This is a genomic window from Massilia sp. Dwa41.01b (assembly GCF_014171775.1).
Taxonomy (GTDB): Bacteria; Pseudomonadota; Gammaproteobacteria; order Burkholderiales; family Burkholderiaceae_D; genus Telluria.
In genome coordinates, this window is the sequence record NZ_CP050454.1 from 1,720,780 (window position 1) to 1,741,538 (window position 20,759).

At 66.3% G+C, this 20,759-nt stretch carries 18 protein-coding genes and 1 pseudogene; all 19 read left to right on the forward strand.

Annotated features, from left to right (window positions below; all coding sequences use genetic code 11):
- Nucleotides 1–68 precede the first annotated feature (68 nt).
- The 19 genes and pseudogenes from xrtB to G4G28_RS07910 all read left to right on the forward strand — a co-directional run bounded on the left by xrtB (nt 69) and on the right by G4G28_RS07910 (nt 20,752).
- Complete coding sequence (gene xrtB, locus G4G28_RS07835; protein WP_183108216.1) at nt 69–959, forward strand: exosortase B; 891 nt, start codon at nt 69–71, stop codon at nt 957–959.
- Nucleotides 956–1,639, forward strand: a complete 684-nt coding sequence (gene epsI, locus G4G28_RS07840; protein ID WP_183108217.1) for an exosortase-associated protein EpsI, B-type — start codon at nt 956–958, stop codon at nt 1,637–1,639. Before xrtB ends, epsI begins: the two co-directional genes overlap by 4 nt.
- A gap of 14 nt (nt 1,640–1,653) precedes the next feature.
- Nucleotides 1,654–3,297 (forward strand): O-antigen ligase family protein, encoded by a 1,644-nt coding sequence (locus G4G28_RS07845; protein ID WP_229507940.1) that lies wholly within the window; start codon nt 1,654–1,656, stop codon nt 3,295–3,297.
- Nucleotides 3,294–4,199, forward strand: coding sequence for an oligosaccharide flippase family protein (locus G4G28_RS25455; RefSeq protein ID WP_229507941.1), 906 nt, complete (start codon nt 3,294–3,296; stop codon nt 4,197–4,199). The genes G4G28_RS07845 and G4G28_RS25455 overlap by 4 nt, the downstream gene beginning before the upstream one ends.
- Nucleotides 4,200–4,221: 22 nt before the next feature.
- On the forward strand, nt 4,222–4,797 hold the full coding sequence (locus G4G28_RS25460) for a lipopolysaccharide biosynthesis protein (RefSeq protein WP_229507942.1): 576 nt from the start codon (nt 4,222–4,224) through the stop codon (nt 4,795–4,797).
- Between the two features lies 1 nt (nt 4,798).
- Nucleotides 4,799–5,878 carry a glycosyltransferase family 4 protein gene (locus tag G4G28_RS07855; protein ID WP_229507943.1) on the forward strand — a complete coding sequence of 360 codons (1,080 nt, stop codon included), beginning with the start codon at nt 4,799–4,801 and terminating at the stop codon, nt 5,876–5,878.
- Nucleotides 5,879–6,074: 196 nt separating this feature from the next.
- The gene (locus G4G28_RS07860) at nt 6,075–6,755 is read left to right on the forward strand and encodes a glycosyltransferase (protein ID WP_229508063.1); all 681 of its coding nucleotides are present in this window, start codon (nt 6,075–6,077) and stop codon (nt 6,753–6,755) included.
- Nucleotides 6,756–7,081: 326 nt separating this feature from the next.
- Nucleotides 7,082–9,319 (forward strand): DUF4962 domain-containing protein, encoded by a 2,238-nt coding sequence (locus G4G28_RS07865; protein WP_182991522.1) that lies wholly within the window; start codon nt 7,082–7,084, stop codon nt 9,317–9,319.
- 160 nt (nt 9,320–9,479) lie between these two features.
- A complete protein-coding gene (locus G4G28_RS07870) occupies nt 9,480–10,340 on the forward strand; it encodes a beta-1,6-N-acetylglucosaminyltransferase (protein WP_183108218.1) in 861 nt (286 codons plus the stop codon).
- A gap of 239 nt (nt 10,341–10,579) precedes the next feature.
- The gene (locus G4G28_RS25465) at nt 10,580–11,335 is read left to right on the forward strand and encodes a glycosyltransferase family 4 protein (protein WP_229507944.1); all 756 of its coding nucleotides are present in this window, start codon (nt 10,580–10,582) and stop codon (nt 11,333–11,335) included.
- Nucleotides 11,302–11,652 (forward strand): annotated as a pseudogene (locus tag G4G28_RS25470) (glycosyltransferase); the annotation flags it as partial. The gene G4G28_RS25465 and the pseudogene G4G28_RS25470, both read left to right, overlap by 34 nt.
- Nucleotides 11,653–11,785: 133 nt before the next feature.
- Complete coding sequence (locus tag G4G28_RS07880; RefSeq protein WP_229507945.1) at nt 11,786–12,664, forward strand: hypothetical protein; 879 nt, start codon at nt 11,786–11,788, stop codon at nt 12,662–12,664.
- On the forward strand, nt 12,589–13,065 hold the full coding sequence (locus G4G28_RS25475) for a hypothetical protein (RefSeq protein WP_229507946.1): 477 nt from the start codon (nt 12,589–12,591) through the stop codon (nt 13,063–13,065). Before G4G28_RS07880 ends, G4G28_RS25475 begins: the two co-directional genes overlap by 76 nt.
- Nucleotides 13,066–13,183: 118 nt before the next feature.
- Nucleotides 13,184–14,278: a glycosyltransferase family 4 protein gene (locus tag G4G28_RS07885; protein WP_229507947.1), complete on the forward strand. Its 1,095-nt coding sequence runs from the start codon at nt 13,184–13,186 to the stop codon at nt 14,276–14,278.
- The gene (locus G4G28_RS07890) at nt 14,275–16,260 is read left to right on the forward strand and encodes an alginate lyase family protein (RefSeq protein WP_229425545.1); all 1,986 of its coding nucleotides are present in this window, start codon (nt 14,275–14,277) and stop codon (nt 16,258–16,260) included. The genes G4G28_RS07885 and G4G28_RS07890 overlap by 4 nt, the downstream gene beginning before the upstream one ends.
- A 183-nt stretch (nt 16,261–16,443) precedes the next feature.
- A complete protein-coding gene (gene wecB / locus G4G28_RS07895; RefSeq protein ID WP_182991523.1) occupies nt 16,444–17,550 on the forward strand; it encodes a non-hydrolyzing UDP-N-acetylglucosamine 2-epimerase in 1,107 nt (368 codons plus the stop codon).
- A 10-nt stretch (nt 17,551–17,560) separates the two neighbouring features.
- Nucleotides 17,561–18,316, forward strand: a complete 756-nt coding sequence (locus G4G28_RS07900) for a WecB/TagA/CpsF family glycosyltransferase (protein WP_183108219.1) — start codon at nt 17,561–17,563, stop codon at nt 18,314–18,316.
- A gap of 107 nt (nt 18,317–18,423) precedes the next feature.
- Entirely contained in the window at nt 18,424–19,443 is a 1,020-nt protein-coding gene (gene galE / locus G4G28_RS07905; protein WP_182991525.1) for a UDP-glucose 4-epimerase GalE, read from the forward strand.
- 157 nt (nt 19,444–19,600) lie between these two features.
- Nucleotides 19,601–20,752, forward strand: a complete 1,152-nt coding sequence (locus tag G4G28_RS07910) for a sugar phosphate nucleotidyltransferase (RefSeq protein WP_182991526.1) — start codon at nt 19,601–19,603, stop codon at nt 20,750–20,752.
- Nucleotides 20,753–20,759 lie beyond the last annotated feature (7 nt).

The window sequence follows — 20,759 nt, forward strand, 5'->3', positions numbered from 1 at the left end:
AGCTCGCAGGTGTCCGGCCGACGGCAAGCGCGTCCACGCGTGCGGCGGCCGGCACCGCCGATGCGCCCATGTCTCGCCGCGGCTTTGCAGGACTGCGCCACGCAGCCCGCGCGGCGCTGCCGGAATGGTGGCCCGTGTGGCTCGGGCTGGCCGCACTGTTCCTGCCGACCTTCGCCAGTCTGGCGACCGGCGCCTGGATCGGCGAAGAGCAGGCCCATGGACCGATGATCTTCGCGCTGGCACTGTGGCTTCTCTGGCGCAAGTGGGCTATCGTGCAGGCCCTGCCTCCGGCCTCGTCCGCGACCGGCTGGGCGGTGCTCGCTGTGGGCCTGGTGCTGCACCTGCTGGGGCGCTCGCAGCATATATTGATGTTCGAGATCGGCGCCATCATCGTCGTGCTCGCGGCAATCGTGCTGGTCAAACACGGTGTGTCCGCACTGCGCGTGTTGTGGTTCCCCTTCTTCTTCATGCTGTTCATGGTGCCCCTGCCCAGCGAATTCGTGGCCGCCGTCACGATGCCGATGAAGATGGCGGTGTCCTGGGCCACCGAACAGCTGCTGTTCGCAGCCGGCTACCCGATCGGGCGTTCCGGCGTGGTGCTGCAAATCGGTCAATACCAGCTGCTGGTAGCCGATGCCTGCGCCGGCCTGCAAACGCTGCTCACGCTCGAGGCGCTCGGCCTGTTCTACCTGAACCTGATGCGCCATCCCTCGGCGTTTCGCAATATCTGGCTGGCCTTGCTGATTGTTCCGATCTCGTTTTCGGCCAACGTGATCCGGGTCGTGGTGCTGACCCTGGTCACCTTTTATTTGGGCGACGCGGCGGGCCAGGGCTTCCTGCACGGCTTCGCCGGCATGGTGCTGTTCCTGACGGCGCTGGCGCTCATTCTCGCAGTGGACTCGGGGCTGCAGTGGCTGGCGCGACGGCGCATGGCCGGGGCGCGCGGGGAGGGGACATGAACAGCCGTTTCCTTGCCAGCCTGACCCTGGGCGTGGCAATGGCGGCCACGTCGGCCCTGACAGGCGCGTTGACGCCGTCGCAGAAGACAGCCCAGGCGCGGCCCGGCTTCAGCCTGGAAGCAATGGTGCCCGCTCAATTCGGCGCCTGGCGCATCGACCCCGCCATTGTGCCGCTCACGCCCAATCCCGAGCAGCAGGGTTTGCTGGAAAAGATTTACGATCAGACCCTCTCGCGCACCTATGTCGACGATGGCGGCAGGCGCGTGATGCTGTCGATTGCCTACGGTGGCGACCAGAGCAAGGCGCTGCAGCTGCACCTGCCCGAAGTCTGCTACGTCGCGCAGGGATTCCAGCTCGTCCGCGACGGCAGCGACCGCCTCACGACCGGTTATGGCGTCCTGCCCGTGCAGCGCCTGGTCGCGCGACTGCAAGAACGCAACGAACCGATCACCTACTGGGTGACGATCGGCGAACATGCCACGCGCTCCGGCATCGAGCAGAAACTGCGGCGCCTGGCCTATGGCCTGTCGGGCGAGATCCCGGACGGCATGCTGGTGCGCGTATCGAGCATCACGAACGACGAGCCCGGCGCATGGCGGCTACAGGACCGTTTTGTTGGGGAACTGCTGGCCGCCATGGGTCCAACCGATCGTGCACGCCTCATCGGCGCGCTGCGCTGACCGTCCCTGTCATCATGTCCGACACCTTGCTCCAGGTTGTTTTCAGCTCCTTGCCATTCGCTGTGGTGCTGTTCCTCGTGATCGCGGCCGTGCTCGGCATCGGTCTCGGCCTGGTATGGCCGCGGCTGCTCGCCTATCCCTATCTGTGCATCTTTTTCTGGATGAATTCGACCAGTTACGGCAGCTTGTCCGTATTCGCCACCCCCGGTGTCTACAGCCGCGGTTCCGGCTTGCTGTTCTTCCCGGTGGTGCTCTGGTATGTCCTCGGTGCCTGGGCATGCGCCCGGGTGGCGGCGGCATTCCGGCCCGGCGGCACGACGGATTGCAACCTGCGGCCCTGGTTCTGGGGCTGGACGCTGCTGCTGGGCGCCCATGCCGCTGCCGCTATTTTCGCTGGCGTGCCGCTGAAGGACGCGCTGGCACCGTCGGGATTTTCCAACATTGTATGGATGGGGCCGCTGGTTGCACTGATGCTGCTGGCGTTCCGCACCCGCGCCGAGGCCCTGGAACTGGCCCGTTTCATCATGCTGGCCGGTCTTGGACGGGCGCTGTTTGGCCTGGTGCGCTGGGCGGCCTTTGGTGGCGACCCGAACAACGTCTACGCCAACATGAACGCGATCAGCATCCGTCTGACCTTCTTCGACATCAACGACAGCCTGCTCTGCATGATGGCATGCGCGATTGCCGCGGTGACCCTGTTTGGTACTGGCAATAGCAACGAAAAGAGCGACGATGGGCAAACGCGTCTGTGGCGGCTGCTGGCGTGGCTGGCGCTGGCGAGTACGGCCGCCTGCATCGTCCTGTCCTACCGCCGTAGCGCCTGGATAGGCTTCATGCTCGGCTGTGCTGTCGTGCTGCTGCGCTTTCCGCCGCGTCGCCGCATCCAGTTGGCGCTCGCGGCCTCGCCGCTGGTGGGCGCGGCGCTTGGCTACGCAGCCCTGCGTCGCCTGGGCCAGGCCGGCGGCGGGATGGCCAGCCTGCTCTACGACATGCAGTCACGCCGCTTCGGACCCGAGAGCGAGCGCGTTCTCGAACTGAAACTGGTGCTGGCCGATATCCTTGCGCGGCCATTCACCGGCATCGGCGCCTGGGGCCGCTATACCGGCTACCAGCAGATCTCCTGGCAGGCCAATCCGGACGGTGGCCTGTTCCTGCACAGCGGCGTGCTGCACGTGTTGCTGAAAAGCGGCCTGCCCGGGCTAATCCTGCTGGGTGGAACGATCTGCGCCTTCGTGCTGGTCGCGCGCCGCGCCCTGCGCAGCCTGCCTCCCGACCTGCTGGGCCTGGGTACGGCAGGCGCAGCCGCGCTTGCCTTCATGATCCCCGACGTACTGATCGGCACGCCCTTTCCCGGTGCGCACGACCCAGATGCTGGCCATTGCCCTGGCCTTGCCCTACATTGCGCTGGCCGCCGGCGCTACCATGCCGCTACCACGCCGGAGGCACATGCGCGTACGCTTGCGTCCCGAAGCCGAATCCCTCGCAGGGAGCATCGCTTGAGGCCAGCCTTCCACAGGGTAAAGGGCGGCCCCATCGGCCTGTCCGGGCGGCAGCGAGTCAGGGCAGGCCGGCGCGCGGCAACCCGTCACGGCAGTTGGGCGGGCGCGCAGTCGACCGATGGGGCAAGGGCGTACGCATCCGTCCCGGCAAACCCATGAACCTGCGCCTGTTCCACAATGCCTGGTCGAACCTGCTGGGGGCGGCAGTGCCGGCGCTCGCCGCGCTGGTCACCGTCCCGCTGGTCGTTGCGGGCCTGGGCGAAGCCGGCTATGGGCTGTATTCGCTGGTGACCGCCATCGTCGGCTATTTCGCCGTCATCGATATCAACGTTACGGCCGGCTCAGTCAAGTACATCGCGGCCCAGCATGCGCGCGCCGAGCACGACAGCGTGGCAGAGACGCTGTGCTTCGGTTTCACCGTCTATTTGCTGATCGGCACGCTCGGAGCGCTGGGATTGTATGGCGCGGCGCCCTGGCTGGCGGCGGAGGTGTTCGCGGTGCCTGCCACACTGGCTGGCGAGGCCGTATCCTGCCTGCGCCTTGCCGCGCTTGGCTTTCTTCTCGGCCAGCTGCAAAGTTATCTCAATAGCGTTCCGCAGGGGCTGATGCGCTTCGACGTCTCCGGTCGCATCGAGATGGTATTCGGTACGCTCGTGCCGCTGCTGACGGTGGCGGTGTTGATGCTGGGACAGGGCTTGTACGAGGTGATCGCGCTGCGCGTGGTCGCTAGCGCCCTGCATTGCCTGGTGTTGTGGCGCGGCGTGAAGCGCCTGTTGCCGCGCCTGCGCTGGCGCTGGCCGGACCGTGCCCTGCGTGGCAGCATCCTCGGTTTTTCCGCCTATTCCTTCCTCTCGCGCTTCGCCGCGCTCTCGTATGCGCACGCCGACAAATTGGTCATCGGTGCGCTCGTCGGCGTCACCGGCCTGGCTTACTTCACGGTGGCGGCCACGCTGGCGAACCGCGTGCTGGGTCTGACCTTCCGCCTCTCAGGGTGTTCTTCCCCGCCACCAGCGCACTGGCTGCCGGCGGCGAACTGGCGCGGCTGGGCCGCGCCTACCTGAAGGCTACCCGCTACCGGTCTACGTGAACGCCGCCATGCTGGTGCTGCTCGCCGTGTTTGCCCATCCGCTGCTCACCGCCTGGATGGGCGCCGATTTCGCGCGCAGCGGCGCGCTCGTACTGGCCCTGATGGCCCTGTCGCAGTTCGTCGACTCGCTTACCAGCCTGCCCACGCTCGTCAACGACGGCATGGGTTACCCCCGCCTGTCGGGCGTGTTCGCGCTCGCTCGTGCGCTCGTTGGCCTGGTGCTGGTCTATGCGGGCGTGGCCGGCTGGGGAATCGAGGGCGCGGCCTGGGGCCACCTGCTGGCTTCCTTGTTGTTTACCGTCAGCTTTCTCGTTGTCGTGCACGGGCGCACAGTGCCAACGCAGCTGTCGCACCTGTGTGCGCATGCCTACCTTCCCGGTATTGGCGCCGCGGCAATCGCCGCGGTCTTCGCAGGCGCGGCCGAACGCTGGTTCGACCGCGGCAGCCTTGACTTCGCCCTGATCGCTTTGATCAGCGCTGCGCTGCTGGCCTTGCTCGGGATGGTGTTCGTTGTCGAACGCGATGACCGCCGCTGGGCCTGGGCATGGGTCAAGGCCATGGCGGGGGGCTAGGGTGCGTGTCCTGCTGGTATCGGAGGACTTGCCGGGCGAGCAGATAGGCGGGCTCGGCAAGCATGTCGTCACGCTCGGCAACACGCTGCTCGCGCGCGGACACGAAGTCAGCATTCTCGGCCGTAACGACCTCGGGCCAGGCGCCGGCGCCGCGCAGATCGGCTTTCACGGCCGCTTCCAGCCCGGTTTCGACTATGCCCACCCCGGCTGGAAGGAGCAGCAACTCGGGCTCTTCAATCCGCTCAAGCGTCCTTACTTCGCGCGCAAGATCGGCCGCGCCATCGCGCGCCATGCTGGCCATGCCGACGTCGTGCACTACCACGGACACCTGCCGCTCGTCGGTCAATATGTCGATCCAGCATTGAACTTCGTGCAAACCCGCCACGACCAGGGCAGCGAATGCCTTACCCATCTGCGCTTTCGCGAGGGCCAGGTGTGCACGACCCGTGCCCCCCGCGATTGCTCGGCCTGCATCGATGCGCGCGCCGGCGCCCTGCGCCAGGGTATCACCGCCATCGCCGTAAATGGCTACCGCCAGGCCAGCGCCCGTGCCTTTGCCAGCCACAAGACCGTGTTCGTGTCGGACTTCCTGCGCTGCCAGTTCCTGCGTGCCGAGCCCGGCGCCGACCTGTCGCGTTGCCGCGTGATCCCCAACTTCGTCGACTATGCGCGCCTGGCCGCCATCGCCGCCGCCGCGCCCGAACCCGTGCCGGGCGACATCGTGCTGGTCGGGCGTATCGATGCCGGCAAGGGCTTCGGCGAATTTCTCGTGGCGCTAGAAGGACGCTTGCCGGCCTGGGCGAGCGTGTCGATCGTGGGGGACGGGCCCGAACGCGCCGAACTGGAACGCCGCCACGGCGGCGCGCAGGTGCGCTTTCTCGGCTGGCAGGACGGACAGCGCACGCTGGCCCGGAGCGCGTGCAGCCACCTGTGCGTCGTTCCCTCCATCTGCGAGGAAGCCTGCAGCACCACCGTGCTCGAGGCGTTGGCCTTGGGCCGTCCCTGCATTGCCCTGGCCAGGGCGGTACGCCGGAACTGGCCAGCTACCAGCAGTATCCTGGTCAGCTGCAGCTGGCCCTGAGCATGGCGGAACTGGCCGATCGGGTCCTGGCGCAGCTCGCGATCCCGCCGTGCCGTGGCCCGCTGCCGCCCCGTTTCGGCGCCGATGCCGCCGTCATCGTCCCCGACTGGTAGACCTGTATGCCGACTGAGCCCCGATTTTCGATCGTCACCTGCACTGGAACAGCGCCGCCACGCTGGACGACACGCTCGCATCGCTGCGTGCCCAGACCTGCCAGGACTTCGAGCATATTTTCGTCGACGGCGGCTCGACCGACGGCACGCTCGACATGCTGGCCGCCTATCCCGGCAACAAGCGCATCCTGCGCGACGTGGGCGGCGGCATCAGCCGCGCCATGAACCAGGGCATTGAGGCCGCGCGCGGCGCCATCGTCGCCCACCTGCACGCAGACGACTACTACGCCACGCCCGACGTCCTCGAGCGGGTAGGGCGCTGCTTCGACAGCAGCGGCGCCGGCTGGGTGGTAGGCCGGATCCAGGTACTGCACGAAGGTCGCCTGCTGCCGCAGTACCCGCAGCGGCGCTTCAGCTACCGCGCCTACGCCGCCGGTCACGCCAGCATCCCCCATCCAGCCGTGTTCGTGCGCCGCGAGTGGTTCGCGCGCGCGGGCCTGTTCGACACCAGCCTGCGCTACGCAATGGACATCGACCTCTGGCTGCGCCTGGCCGCACTGGCGCCGCCCGCCATGCTCGACGATACCCTGGCGATCTTCCGCGAGCATGCCGGCAGCGTTTCATCAAGCAACAAGCTGCAGGCGCGGCGCGAGGAATTCGCCGTGCGGCGCCGCTACCTGGCGCGCGCGCCGCTAGCGTTTGCCGTGTATTGCCTGCGTTATCTGAAGCGCATGCATGCCTTGCGCCGCACTACCACGGCATGAGCAATCGGGACGCGTATTGACGAGCGTATTGACGAAAGGCGCAATCTGTTTGTGAACAACACACAGCTGTTAAATGCTTGAAAATGAAGGGAAAACAAGCTTGATACTCTGTCGTTGGATTTCTGCGATGCAACCAAAAAATATGATGATTTGAGGAAAAAAGTTTCCTCTGTTCAATTTCTTACTGCGGTAACATCATTCCGTTACGAACGTTCCGTCAAGAACCATCGTACGGACGACGCAAGCCTGCAGCACGCGCCGTTCACGCAGCATGCGGGCCACCCCGGTCCGCTGAACAGTCATCCAACGTTCTCGGAGCATCATTCATGAAATTCAACCGACAGGGCCTGATCCAGGCCCTCGCCCTGGCATCGTTGTGCGCGCTGTCCTTGAATGCGCGCGCCGATTGGGCCCAATCGGCCGATCCACTCGTCGTCCAACCGGGGCCGGCGGGCAGTGCCATCCAGGCCCAGAATCCGCCCGGTTTCACCTGGGCCCGCCATTCCACGGGGCCGGCCGCGTACGACATCGAAATCACCCCGGCCGGCGGCGCGCCAATGGTTGCCGTGGTCGAGCGTAACTGGTACTTGCCGACCAAGGCCCTGCCTCTGGGTAATTACACCTGGCGCGTGCGTCCGAGCGGCAGCAGCGACTGGTCGACCGAGCGCAGCTTCTCGATCACTGCCCGTTCCACCGTCTTCGAAGTGCCGGACAACACCACCTTGCGCCAGCGTATCAGCGCCAAGGCACGCCCACGCGCGCTGCCGCCGTCGTTCACCTTGTATTCGAGCTGGAGCGCGGCCAAGAAGACCGAGCTCGATCCCTACGTCAGCCGCATGAATAACGAGATCAAGCTGCAGATCAATGCGCTGCCGGTCCTGAGCGATGCACGCTGGCCGATCGCCATCACCTCGCCGCTGACGGCCGCCATGGCCTCCCAGCAGACCGACATCCGCCAGCGTATCAACGAGGCCAGCCGGCAGCTGGAAGCGGCGGCCGTGATGTGGCGCATGAAGCGCGATCCGATGTTCCTGACCGAAGCGCTGCGCAAGGGCGACCAGCTGGCCAGCCTCGACCCGAAGGGCCCGACCAGCTACGCCAACCAGGACCAGGCGACACGCCAGATCTCGGTGTCGCTGATCAAGGCGGTCGACTCGCTCGCCGGCGACCTCGACGCCACGCGCAAGGCGCGCTGGCTCGACACCGTGCGCGTGCGCACCGAAGAGATCTATCGCAACCTGGCCGGCGACAATGGCCGTCTCGACCAGTATCCGTTCGACTCGCATGGCAATACGAGCCTCGTGTTCCTGGTGCTGATCTCCTCGCTGTCGCTGGGCGACATCCCGGAAGCGCAGAAGTGGTTCGATTTCTCGTTCCGCGCCTACGCCAACGCGCCCTCGCCATGGGCCGGTCCGGAAGGGGGCTTTGCCAACGGCACCGCCTATGCCGAATACGCCGCCGGCTACCTGGTGCAGCTGTGGGACCCGCTGACCCAGGCGACCGGCGTGAATTTCTACGCCAAGCCCTGGGCTCTGGGCTTCCTCGACTTCGCGACGCAGTTCACGCCGCCAGGCTCGAAGATCCACGCCTTCGGCGACGGTTCCGAGACCAAGCCCGACACCCGCGTCTTCCACGCCTTCGGCTCGCGCATGGTGTCGCCGCGCGCGGCCTGGTACGTGGCCAAGCTGGGCGGCACCGAAGACACGCTGTCGCTGCTGCAGGCACCGTACCCGATGCCGGTGGCCGATACCAAGGTCCAGCTGCCGCCGTCGAACACCGCCTACTACCCGAGCACCGGCTGGGTGTCGATGCACAGCGATATCGGTTCGAATGCGCGCAGCTCGCTGTACTTCAAGTCCAGCCCGTACGGCTCGTTCAACCACAGCCACGGCGACCAGAACGGTTTGCTGCTGTCGGTGGCCGGCCAGCCATTGCTGGTCAAGGCCGGCTGGTATGACTGGTATGGTTCGCCTTACTGGACCGACTGGTACCACCAGACCCGTTCGCAGAACGCCATCACCTTCGACGGCGGCAAGGGCCAGCTGGTGACCGGCTACCGCGAGCAGCTGCAGCGCAACGGCAAGATCATCGGCTATGCGGCGCAGCCAAGCTACGACTACACCGAGGGCGATGCGACGCCGTCGTATGGTGGCCAATTGACCATGGCCAAGCGCCAGGTCTGGCACCTGCGCAATGCCGGCAACGCGATCCTGGTACGCGACCGCCTGTCGGCAACGGTGCCGCACACCTATGAGTTCAACCTGCACGCTCCGGTGGCGATGGTGAAGGAAAACGCGGGCGCGGTGAAGATTGCGATCAACGGCCAGTCGGTGTGCGTACGTTCCCTGAACCCGAACGCCAGCTTTGCTCCGTGGATCGGCCCGGGTGCCAAGCCGAATGTCGTCGAAGACCATGGCGCCTTCTACCTGGCCAACGACGGCAAGTCGGTCGCCGAGTTCCTGGTGCTACTCGATGTCGGCTGCAAGCGTCCGGAGGTGCAGGTCACGACGTCCGGCACCGTGCGCACGGTCACTGTTGCTGGGCAAAGTGTCACGCTGAACTGAACGCAGGCCCTTCGCGGCCACGCGCTATAGTCGGTACGCCTGCCAAGGCGCGCCGCCCACGTCCCCGCGGCTGCGCGCCACGGGGACGTTTTTTTTTGGTCGCGATGCACGCCAGCCATTGGCTCGCAACTGGCCGGCGCGCGGCCGGGAGCTGCCAGCCATGAGACAGGTTTTCCTGATCCACGCGCACAGGGACCTCGAGCAACTCAACACGCTCATTGCCCGCCTGTGCGATCCGGACTTCGTCATCTACGTCCACCTCGACCGTAAATGGCAGGTCGATCCGGCACAGGTACATCCTGGCGCCCGCCAGGTGCAGCCGCGTGTCGACGTGCGCTGGGGCGGCTTCAGCCAGGTACGCGCCATGCTCGGCTCGCTGCGCCAGGTCATCGCCAGCGAACGCGATTTCGACAAGCTCGTCTTCCTGTCGGCCCAGGACTATCCGGTCTTGCCGAATGCCGTGCTCAAGCACGAACTGGCGGCGCTCCGGGGCCGCGAGCTGATCGATACCGTGGCCATCGGCCCCGGTGGCTGGCCGGCCGCCTATCGCTACCAGTTTTTCCATCGCGAGGGCGGCGCCTTGCCTGCGCGCCTGGGATGTGCGTTCGCCAGCCGTGCCCTGCGCCTGGCAGGCAGGACGCGGCGCCTGCCTGGCGGACTGGTGCCCTATGGCGGCTCGGCCTGGTGGACACTGTCCCGACCCTGCCTGATCCACCTGCTCGGCCAGGTGGACCAGCAACCGCGGCTGGCACGCTTTTTCAGCACGGTTCTCTGCCCTGATGAAATGTTTTTCCAGACCCTCGTGATGGCCTCGCCTTTCGCCTGCCGCGTGTTGCCGCAGAGTTTTCGCTACGTCCAGTGGCCGGAGGGCAGCGCGCGCAACCCCATGGTGCTGGTCGACGCCGATTTCGAGCCGATCCGTGCTTCCGGAGCGCACTTTTGTCGCAAGCTCGACAGTGTTGCCAGTGCTGGCCTGCGCGCACGCCTGGAGCAGGCTGCGCAGGGTCGGGCTGGCGGCTGATGCTGGCCTTGCAGAAGTCACGGCTGCGTGAGGCTGATCCAGCCGTGTACGGTCTCGCGCCGCGATCGTGGCGGCATCATCCACGGCATGCCGCACCGGTGCGCACATCGCGCTGTCCGGTAGGCACTTCCAACGCTCCTTGATTGCCCTCAAATGCGCGGCCCGCCCTGTTGCGTTTCGGCGGGCGCATTCTGGAACGCCTGCGCTAGTATCGACGGCGATATCTCGACAGGGCTCCCATGCGCACCAGGTCGCTTTCCATTGCTTACATCGTCCGCGACCCGCTGCCGCCGCTGCGTGCCGACGTGCTGACCCTGTTCGGTGCCGAAATGCCGCGTCACGGCGTCCATACCGAGCTCGTCGGGCAGCGCGGCGCGGCGCCTGGCGCGCCCTGGCAGGGTGGTGGCATGCACGCCGTCGGCAGCCTCGCCGGACGCTTCGCCAGCATCCTGGCGCCGCTCTGGGACGCGCTCGGCCTGCTGCGCGCCGCGCGCCGCGTGCGGCCCGACTGCATCCAGGTGCGCGACAAGGTTGCCAGTGCATGGCTGGGACTGGTGGCGGCGCGCCTGCTGCGCGTTCCCTTCGTCTACTGGATGTCCTTTCCCATCGTCGAGGGCTTCGAGGCACGGCGCGATGCCTTGCGCGGGCGCGGGCGCGGTCCGGCCTGGCTCGGGCATGCCGTGCGCGCCCGGGCCTCGCGCCTGCTGCTGTACCGGATGGTGTTGCCCCGCGCCAGCCACCTGTTCGTGCAGAGCGAGGCGATGCGCGCCTGGCTCGCAGGGCAGGGCATCGCGCTTGATCGCATGACGCCGGTGCCGATGGGCGTCGACGCCGCCCTGTTCGACCGCACATCCATCGCGCCCAGCCAGGACCCCAGGCTGGACGGCCGGCGCGTCGTGCTCTACCTGGCCGGGTCGCCCAGTCGCGCCGCTCCGACTTCCTGCTCGAGGTCACCGAGCGGCTGCGCGCGCGGCTGCCCCAGGTGCTGCTCGTGATTGCCGGCGATGCGCCCTCGAATGACGAAATGGCGTGGATGCGCTCAAGCATCGCTGCGCATGGCCTGGACGAGCACGTGCTGCTGACGGGCTGGCTGCCCCAGCGTGAAGCGCTGGGCTACGCGGCGCGCGCCGAAGTAGGCCTGTCGCCGATCCCGCGCGGCCGGCTGTTCGACGTCTCCTCGCCCACCAAACTGGTCGAATACCTGGCGCTCGGTATCCCGGGCGTGGCCAACGACATACCCGACCAGGCGCGTGTGATACAAGAGAGCGGTGCCGGGCTGTGCGTGCCGATGCAGGCCGACGCCTTTGCGGAGGCCACGCTGCGCCTGCTGGAGGACCCTGCGCTCGCTGCCGCCTGCGCCGCGCGCGGTCGGACTGGGTCCGCGCCCACCGCACCTACGACATCCTGGCCCGCGTCGTCGCCCAGGCCTACGAGCGCATCCTGCCATGTGGACCTGGTCGCTGAAGTGCACGCTGCGCTCCCTGCTGCGCACGCTCCTGCGCGGACTGTGGGCCCGCATCCTGCTGCCCGGACTGCTCGCCAACGAGCGCAGCGCGGTCCGGCTGAATGAATCCATTGCCCGGCGCGCACGCCGCCTTGGCGTGCAGGTCGACGGCGATGGAACCCGCCTGTGCCACGCCGATCGCGGCGCACCGCTCTTGACCAAGCACGCGCTACGCCAGCATCCGGAACGCTTCGTCCGTCCACGCGGCCCCGGCTCGCTGCTGCGCAACACCATCCGTACCAGCGGCACCTCCGGCACGCCCTTGACCCTGGTGCAGGCCTGGAGCGCCGTGATCCGCGAAGAAGCTTTTCTCCAGCGCCAGCTGCGCTGGATCGGCTGGCGCCCGGGCGGACGCCGCGCCTGGATTCGCGGCGATATCGTCTGCCCCGCGCATCCGGCAGATGGCCGCTACTGGTGCCATGACCGCTTCGGCCGGATGCTCATGATGTCTTCCTACCACCTGTCGCAGGCCAGCATTGGCGCCTACATCGACGCGCTGGAAAGCTACGATCCGGTCGTCATCCAGGCCTATCCGTCCTCGATCGCGGCGCTCGCGTCCTGGCTCGATGCGGGCAGCGCGCACTACCGCGGCCGCGCCCTGCGTGGCGTGCTCACCTCGTCCGAGACGCTCGAACCGGGGTGCGCGCCCTGGTCGAGACATGCTTCGGCGTGCCCGTCTTCGACTGGTATGGGCAGGCCGAACGGGTCGTGGCAATCGGCACCTGCGAGCGCGGCAGCTACCACGTGCTCACCGACTATGGCGGCGTGCAGTTGCTGCCGCTGGACGATGGCGGCTACGAACTGGTGGGGACCACCCTGAACAACCCCGCCATGCCGCTGCAGCACTACCGCCTGGGCGACCGGGTGTTGCCGGGCGACGGGGCGCCTTGTGCCTGCGGCCGCGTGTTCCCGACCGTCCAGGCGGTGCTGGGGCGCCAGGAGCGCAGCCTGGTGCTGCCCGACGGACGCATCGTCACCCGCCTCGACCGCGTATTCCAGGGGCGCGACCGCAAGCTCGTGGAAGGGCAAGTGTTGTATCGGGGCGACGGGCGTTTCAGCCTGCGTGTGGTGGCCGGCGAGGGCTTCGGCGCAGCCGACGAGGCCGCGCTGACGGCGGCTTTTCTCCTGCGCGTGCCCGGCGTAGAAGTAGACGTGGTGCGGGTTCCAGCGATTGCACGCGGCCCCAACGGCAAATTCGAGTTCATCGCGGTCGAGGGCTGAACCGTGCGCGGGAGGGGAAACAGATGATGTATGATCGAAATATTGTGCCTTTATTAAGAATCGTGAATCCGCCAGCCCTCATCAGATGTGTCGCACCCCCGGTTGCCGGAGTCCGCGCATGAAAGCGCGCGCGCCGCGCATCCTGATGCTGGGTACCGCACCGGAAGGGCGGGGCGGGGTGGCGGCGCTGGTGTCGGTGTTGCGCGACGGCGGCCTGTTCGAGCGCGAGGCGGTAGCGTATGTCAGCACCCACCGCGAAGGCGGCGTGTTTGCCAAGCTGGGCAGCGCGGCGAGCGGTTTCTCGAAAGCCGCGCTGGCCTGCCTGCGGCAGCGTCCGCGCATCGTGCATGCACACGCCGCCTCGGGAGCGAGCTTCCTGCGCAAATCGATGCTGTTGTGGCTGGCGCGGACAGCTGGCTGCCGTACCATTTTTCATCTGCATGGCGGCGGCTTTCGCCAGTTCGCCACCGTTCGTTCCAGCATGCTCACGCAGCGCTGGATCCGGCATACGCTCGAACGCAGTTCGCTCGTCATCGCGCTCTCCGAAGGCTGGGCCCAGTTCCTGCGCGGCTTCGCACCGGAGGCACGCGTGACCGTGGTGCCGAATGCGGTGCCCTTGCCGCGGCAGGGCGAGCAGGGCGAGCAGGGCGAACAGGCCGAGCAGGTCGAGCCGGGGCGTATCCTCTTCCTCGGCCGTCTCGAATGCGCCAAGGGCGTGGCCGAGCTGCTCGATGCGGCCGCTACCCTGGCGCCGCGTTTTCCGCAACTGCGCCTGGTACTTGCTGGCAGTGGCGACCTCGCGCGGCGTGCCGCGGTCGCCGCGCGCGGCATCGGCGCGCACGTCGAACTGCCGGGCTGGCTGGATGCGGCTGCACGCGAACGCGAACTGGCCCGGGCATCCGTGTTCTGCCTGCCTTCGCATGCCGAAGGCTTGCCGATGTCCCTGCTCGAGGCCATGGCGGCCGGCAAGGCGGCCGTGGCCACGGCCGTCGGCGCGGTGCCGGAAGCGGTGCGCGATGGCGAAAATGGCCTGCTGGTGCCGCCGCACGATGCTCCGGCGCTGGCGGCGGCGCTGGAGCGGCTGCTGGCCGATAGCGCCTTGCGTGGGCGTCTTGGCACGCAGGCGAGGGCGACGGTGGAACGGCATTACTCAACAGAAGCGGTGTGTGGCCAGTTGGCCGCGATCTACAACGATTTGGCGGGGGTTCGATGAATGCAACAGTACGCATGGTATGGCTGGTGAACCGTCTGCGCTGCATGTCGGTAGCGGAGATCGGTTACCGGGTGCGCCAGGCCGCGCGCACGAGAATGGCGCGCCGCGCGATCCCACGTGGCGCCCCGGCCCCTTTGCCGCGTACCCGCAGCTTCGGCCTGCCCGGTGCTCCCACCCTCGACGCCGCCCAGGTCGAAACCCTGCTGGCCGAAGCCGACCGTATCTGCGCCGGCCACGTCGTCCTGTTCGCCGACCGCAGCTTCGACGTCGGCGTGCCCACCGTCTGGAACCGCGACCCCGACAGCGGCATCACGGGGCCATCGGTGTTTTCGGGCGACATCAGTATCGACGATCCCAACCTGGTCGGCGACATCAAGCATGTCTGGGAACTGAACCGCCACCTGCACTTGGTGCGCCTGGCGCAAGCCTGGAGCGTCAGCGGCGACGTGCGCTGGCTGCACGCGCTCGAGCAGCAGCTGCGCAGCTGGCTCGACCAGTGCCCGCCGCTGACCGGCCCCAACTGGACCAGTCCGATGGAGCTGGGCATCCGCCTGATCAACTGGGCGCTGCTGTGGCAGCTCGTCGGCGGCGAGGGCAGCGTACTCTTTTCCGGCGACTCCGGCCAGCGCCTGCGCGCCGACTGGCTCGACAGCATCCACGCCCATTGCCGCACCATCGCGCGCAACCTGTCGCGCCATTCGTCGGCCAACAACCACCTGATTGGTGAACTGGCCGGCCTGTTCGTGGCCAGTTCGGTCTGGCCCTGCTGGAAAGCCTCGAGCGGCTGGATGGAGCAGGCGCGGCGCGAACTCGAACAGCAGGCGCGCCTGCAGTATTCGCTCGACGGCGTGAACCGCGAGCAGGCCTTCGGCTACCACGTGTTCTCGGCCGAATTCCTGTTCGTGGCCGGTCTCGTCGGCCAGGCCTGCGATGTGCCGTTCTCCCGCACCTACTGGAGCGTGCTGCAGCGCGCCCTGCGGTTCCTGCGTTCGGTACGCGATGTCGGCGGCCATGTGCCGAACGTCGGCGACAGCGACGACGGCGGCGTGTTCCGCCTCGACGCCGCCGGCAGCGACCGCGCGGCGCAATTGCTGGCGCTGGGCGATGCCGTCTTCAGCGCCCAGCCGGCGCTGCAAGCGGCCGGGCACAGCGCTACCCACCCGGGCGTGCGCTGGCTGCTGCACGCGCTGCCGGGGCGCCGTCCCGATGCCGACCCTCACGAGTCCGACACCGGCTGGGCCTTCCCCGACGGCGGCTATTTCCTGTTCGGCTCGCAGTTCGGCGAAGAGAACGAAATCAAGGGCATGCTCGATTGCGGCCCGCTCGGCTATCTCGGCATTGCCGCCCATGGCCATGCCGACGCGCTGGCGCTGACGCTCTCGGTGGCGGGCGAGGAAGTGCTGGTCGACCCGGGCACCTATTCCTACTGGCAGGAACCGAAGTGGCGCGACTATTTCCGCGGCACCTCGGCCCACAACACCGTGCGCGTGGACGGGCGCGACCAATCGGTCTCCGGTGGACGCTTCATGTGGCTGCGCAAGGCCAACGCCAGCATCGAACGCATGCCCAGTTCGCCCCACGAATTCGATTTCCGCGGTTCGCACGATGGCTACACCCGCTTTACCGATCCGGTGCGCCACCTGCGCAGCGTCCGTTTCGACGCGGCCAGCTCGACCCTGGTCGTGCGCGACGAGGTTGCCGCGAAAAAGCCGCATCCGGTCGAACTGTTCTGGCATTTTGCGCCCGAACTGAACGTGCGCCTGACCAGCAGCGGCCTGCACGTGCGGGGCAAGCGCTTTGCCCTGCAGATGCACGCCAGCGGCGCCGACCTCAAGCTGGAACTGGTGCGCGGCGCCGAAAACCCGCCGCTGGGCTGGTATTCGCGCTGCTACGAATCGAAAGAGCCAAGCGACGTATTGCGCATCTCCACCGTATCGTCCGCCGTTCCGGTCGAGTGCAGGTTTACAATAACGTTTTTTTAAGTACTTGACTGAAAAGCAATGCGACAATAGCGGGCAGAAGCGGATCCGGTGGGGCACAGCCGGCAACGTAAACAAACGGGACGGACGCGGCAACGCCTCGGTCCTGGATGCCGAAAACACATTGGTTCTTAGCCAAATAGTTCAGTTTCCATAATTACTACAGCTGCAGGGAAGTCCAAAAACATGCTTATTTATCTGGTGGCCGGCGCAAGGCCCAACTTCATGAAGATCGCGCCGATCGTGCGTGCATTGCAGGCACAGCAGGCGCTGTCGTTCAAGATCATCCATACCGGCCAGCACTACGACCGCGAAATGAACGACGTCTTCTTCGAGGAACTCGGCATTCCGCAACCCGACGTCTTCATGGCCGCCGGCGGCGGCAGCCACGCCCAGCAAACCGCGAAAATCATGGTCGGCTTCGAGGAACTGTGCGTGGCCGAGCGTCCCGCTGCCGTGCTGGTGGTCGGCGACGTCAATTCCACGCTGGCCTGCTCGATCGTCGCCAAGAAGCTCAACATCCCCGTCGCCCACGTCGAGGCCGGCCTGCGCAGCGGCGACATGGCCATGCCCGAGGAAATCAACCGCCTCGTCACCGACAGCATCTCCGACTGGTTCTTCGTCACCGAACCGTCGGCCGTCGAACACCTGCGCCGCGAAGGCAAGCCTGAATCCGCCGTGCACTACGTCGGCCATGTGATGGTCGACAACGTGCTGTTCCAGGCTGACAAGCTCACCCGCGCCGACACCTCCGGTTTCGAAACAAGCGCCTTCAAGGCCCAGGCCCAGCAGAATGGCGGCCGCTACGGCGTCGTCACCATGCACCGCCCGAGCAATGTCGACGAGCCGGAGACTTTTGCCCGCATCGCCGGCGCACTGAAGGAAATCGCGACGGAACTCCCGCTGATCTTCCCGGTGCACCCGCGCACCCGCGCCAACATCGAGAAATTCGGCATCGACCTGGGCCCGAACGTGACCCTGGCCGGTCCCCAGGCCTACATGGCCTTCCTCAACCTGTGGAAGGACGCGGCCGTCGTGCTGACCGACTCCGGCGGCCTGCAGGAAGAAACGACGGCACTCGGCGTGCCCTGCGTCACCATCCGCGAGAACACCGAGCGTCCGGTGACGGTGGAAGAGGGCTCGAACGTGCTGGCCGGCACCGACCCGAACAAGATCCTGGAAGAAGCGCGCAAGGTCCTGCGCGGCGAAGGCAAGCAGGGCCGCCGTCCGCACCTGTGGGACGGCAAGGCCGCCGAACGCATCGTGGAAGTGCTGGCACGCGAGCTGAGCTAAGGAAAATGGCATGTCCCCCGCCATCACACTGATGGGCTGCCGGATCGACAACCTGTCGATGGAAGAAACCCTCGTGCGCATCGAGGAATTCATCCGCTCCGGACAGCCCCATCAGCATGTGGTGGTGAACGTGGACAAGCTGGTCAAGGCCAGCCGCGATGCCGAGCTGCGCCGCATCATCAACGAGTGCGCGCTGGTGAACGTCGATGGCATGCCGGTGGTCTGGGCCTCGCGCCTGCTCGGCAAGCCGTTGAAGGAACGCGTTGCCGGGGTCGACCTGTTCGAGGCCCTGATGCGCCGTTCGAGCGAGCGCGGCTGGCGTGTATTCCTGCTGGGCGCGCGGGCCGAGGTGGTGCAGGCCGTGGCCGAGACCTATACCGCGCGCTACCCCGGCCTGGTCGTGGCGGGCTGGCGCGACGGCTACTGGCAGGGCGAGGCGGAAGAAGCGGCGGTCGCGGAGCAGGTAAGGGCCAGCGCTGCCGACCTGCTGTTCGTGGCGATCAGTTCGCCCAAGAAGGAACAATTCCCGGGCCGCTGGCAGGCCGCCATGCGCATCCCGTTCGCGATGGGCGTGGGCGGCACCTTCGACGTCGCCATCGGCCGTGTGAAGCGGGCGCCGCTGTGGATGCAGCGCGCCGGGCTGGAATGGTTTTACCGCTTCCTGCAGGAGCCGCGCCGCATGTTCCGGCGCTACTTTATCGAGGACATGGCCTTCCTCTGGCTGCTGGTCAAGGAAGCGCTGCATACCCGCAAGGGACAAACATAGGGACACGCGGTCGCAGAGCCGCCGAAGGACAAAGAAGAGGGGGGCGGCAATGCCGTCCTGGGAGCGCCGATACAGGCGCGCATCAACAAGCATAGAGAGTGACGACAATGAAGATTCTGGTTACGGGCGGCGTGGGCTATATCGGTTCCCACACCGTCGTCGAGTTGCAGCATGCCGGGTACGACGTGGTCGTGGTCGACAATCTCTCCAACGCCCAGCGCGAGGTCCAGGACCGCGTGCGACAAATCACGGGCAAATCGTTTGATTTCATCGAGGCCGACATCCGCGATCGCGCCGCCATGGAAGCGGCCTTTGCCGCTCACAAGGTCGATGCCGTGATCCACTTTGCTGGCCTGAAGGCGGTCGGCGAATCGGTGGCGCAGCCGCTGCGCTACTACGACAACAACGTCTCCGGCAGCGTCGTGCTGTTCGAGACGATGGCGAAGTTCGGCGTCAAGACGCTGGTGTTCAGTTCCTCGGCCACCGTCTACGGCGACCCGGCCTCGGTGCCGATCCTGGAAGACTTCCCGCTGTCGGCCACCAATCCCTACGGCCGCAGCAAGCTGATGATCGAGGACATCCTGCGCGACCTGATCAAGGCCGAACCGGACTGGCGCATTGCGCTGCTGCGCTACTTCAACCCGGTCGGTGCCCACGAAAGCGGCCTGATCGGTGAGTCGCCTTCCGGCATCCCGAACAACCTCGTTCCCTACATCGCCCAGGTCGCAACCGGCCAGCGCGAAAAGCTGTCGGTGTTCGGGGGCGACTACCCGACCCCGGACGGCACCGGCATGCGCGACTACATCCACGTCGTGGACCTGTCGATCGGCCACGTCAAGACGCTCGACAAGCTGGCCCAGGGGCCGGGCCTGGTGACCTACAACCTCGGCACCGGCCGTGGCAACAGCGTGCTGGAAATGGTGCGTGCTTTCGAGGCCGCCAGCGGCCGCCCGATTCCGTACCAGATCGTCGACCGCCGTCCGGGCGATATCGCGAAGTGCTATGCCGATCCGGCCAAGGCCCGCGAGGAGCTCGGCTGGATCGCCACGCGCGACGTCGCCCAGATGTGCGCCGACACATGGCGCTACCAGACCTCCGGTAACGTTGAAAAAGCTTCAGAAAACTGAGTTCACTGGCTTTTGTAAGACTCATGAAGTATCGCGTCTTCAAAGCCTGCAAACCACTAGTGTCACAGGGCCTCGAGAAACCGTAGCGAGCATCGCAAACCGACACAGCGACGCGCAGCAGGTTTAGCAAGGCCCCTACCAAAAGGACGGTTCAATAATGAAAGCAATGATTCTCGCGGCAGGCAAGGGCACGCGCGTTCGCCCGCTCACGTACGACCTTCCGAAACCCATGATTCCGCTGCTGGGCAAGCCGGTGATGGCCTACCTGGTCGAGCACCTGAAAAAACACGGCGTGACCGAAATCATGGTCAACGTCAGCTGGCTGCATGAAAAGATCGAAGAGTATTTCGGCGAAGGCGAGCAGTTCGGCGTCCAGATCGGCTATTCCTTCGAAGGCTACATGACCGACGACGGCACCATCGTGCCCGAGCCGATCGGTTCGGCCGGCGGCATGAAGAAGATCCAGGAATTCGGCCAGTTCTTCGACGACACCACCATCGTGCTGTGCGGCGACGCCCTGATCGACCTCGACCTGAAAGCGGCCCTGCTCGAGCACCGCCGCAAGGGTGCGATGGCCTCCGTCATCACCAAGGAAGTCCCGTGGGACAAGGTGTCCTCGTATGGCGTCGTCGTTACCGACGAGCAGGGGCGCATTACCGAGTTCCAGGAAAAGCCGAGCCAGGAAGAGGCGAAGTCGAACTTCATCAGCACCGGCATCTACATCTTCGAGCCGGAAGTGATCGACTTGATTCCGTCGGGCGTGTCCTTCGACATCGGTTCGGAACTGTTCCCGCTGCTGGCCGAACGCGGCCTGCCGTTTTATGCCCAGGGTCGTCCGTTCAACTGGCTCGACATCGGCACCATGTCCGACTACTGGGAAGTGCTGCAGACGGTGCTGACGGGCGAAGTCAACCACATGGACGTGCCGGGCACCCAGATCGAGCCGGGCCTCTGGGTCGGCCTGAACACCTGCATCGACTGGAACGGCACCAAGATCGAGGGCCCGGTCTACATCGGCTCGGGCGTGAAGATCGAATCGGGCGTGCACATCGTCGGCCCGACCTGGATCGGCCACGGCAGCCACATCTGCGAAGGCGCCGAGATTGTCCGCAGTGTGTTGTTTGAATATACTCGCGTCTTGCATGATGTAACACTCAATGAAATGATTGTCTTCAAGGAATACAGTGTCGATCGTGCAGGAGAAATGAAGCACGCGTCCGAGTACAGCTCCGAAGAATGGCTGAACGCCCGCGACCGCCGCCGCAGCAGCCGCAAAGAAATCGCAAGTCAGAACAGCAATAACCAATAGAAAGCGA

Coding starts and splice junctions, on each gene's coding strand:
- G4G28_RS07865 (WP_182991522.1), top strand. CDS start 7,082: ATGAAATTCAACCGACAGGGCCTGATCCAGGCCCTCGCCCTGGCATCG.
- G4G28_RS07890 (WP_229425545.1), top strand. CDS start 14,275: ATGAATGCAACAGTACGCATGGTATGGCTGGTGAACCGTCTGCGCTGC.
- G4G28_RS07900 (WP_183108219.1), top strand. CDS start 17,561: ATGTCCCCCGCCATCACACTGATGGGCTGCCGGATCGACAACCTGTCG.
- G4G28_RS07885 (WP_229507947.1), top strand. CDS start 13,184: ATGAAAGCGCGCGCGCCGCGCATCCTGATGCTGGGTACCGCACCGGAA.
- G4G28_RS25465 (WP_229507944.1), top strand. CDS start 10,580: ATGCGCACCAGGTCGCTTTCCATTGCTTACATCGTCCGCGACCCGCTG.
- wecB (WP_182991523.1), top strand. CDS start 16,444: ATGCTTATTTATCTGGTGGCCGGCGCAAGGCCCAACTTCATGAAGATC.
- galE (WP_182991525.1), top strand. CDS start 18,424: ATGAAGATTCTGGTTACGGGCGGCGTGGGCTATATCGGTTCCCACACC.
- epsI (WP_183108217.1), top strand. CDS start 956: ATGAACAGCCGTTTCCTTGCCAGCCTGACCCTGGGCGTGGCAATGGCG.
- G4G28_RS07910 (WP_182991526.1), top strand. CDS start 19,601: ATGAAAGCAATGATTCTCGCGGCAGGCAAGGGCACGCGCGTTCGCCCG.
- G4G28_RS25455 (WP_229507941.1), top strand. CDS start 3,294: ATGAACCTGCGCCTGTTCCACAATGCCTGGTCGAACCTGCTGGGGGCG.
- xrtB (WP_183108216.1), top strand. CDS start 69: ATGTCTCGCCGCGGCTTTGCAGGACTGCGCCACGCAGCCCGCGCGGCG.
- G4G28_RS07845 (WP_229507940.1), top strand. CDS start 1,654: ATGTCCGACACCTTGCTCCAGGTTGTTTTCAGCTCCTTGCCATTCGCT.
- G4G28_RS07880 (WP_229507945.1), top strand. CDS start 11,786: ATGTGGACCTGGTCGCTGAAGTGCACGCTGCGCTCCCTGCTGCGCACG.
- G4G28_RS07870 (WP_183108218.1), top strand. CDS start 9,480: ATGAGACAGGTTTTCCTGATCCACGCGCACAGGGACCTCGAGCAACTC.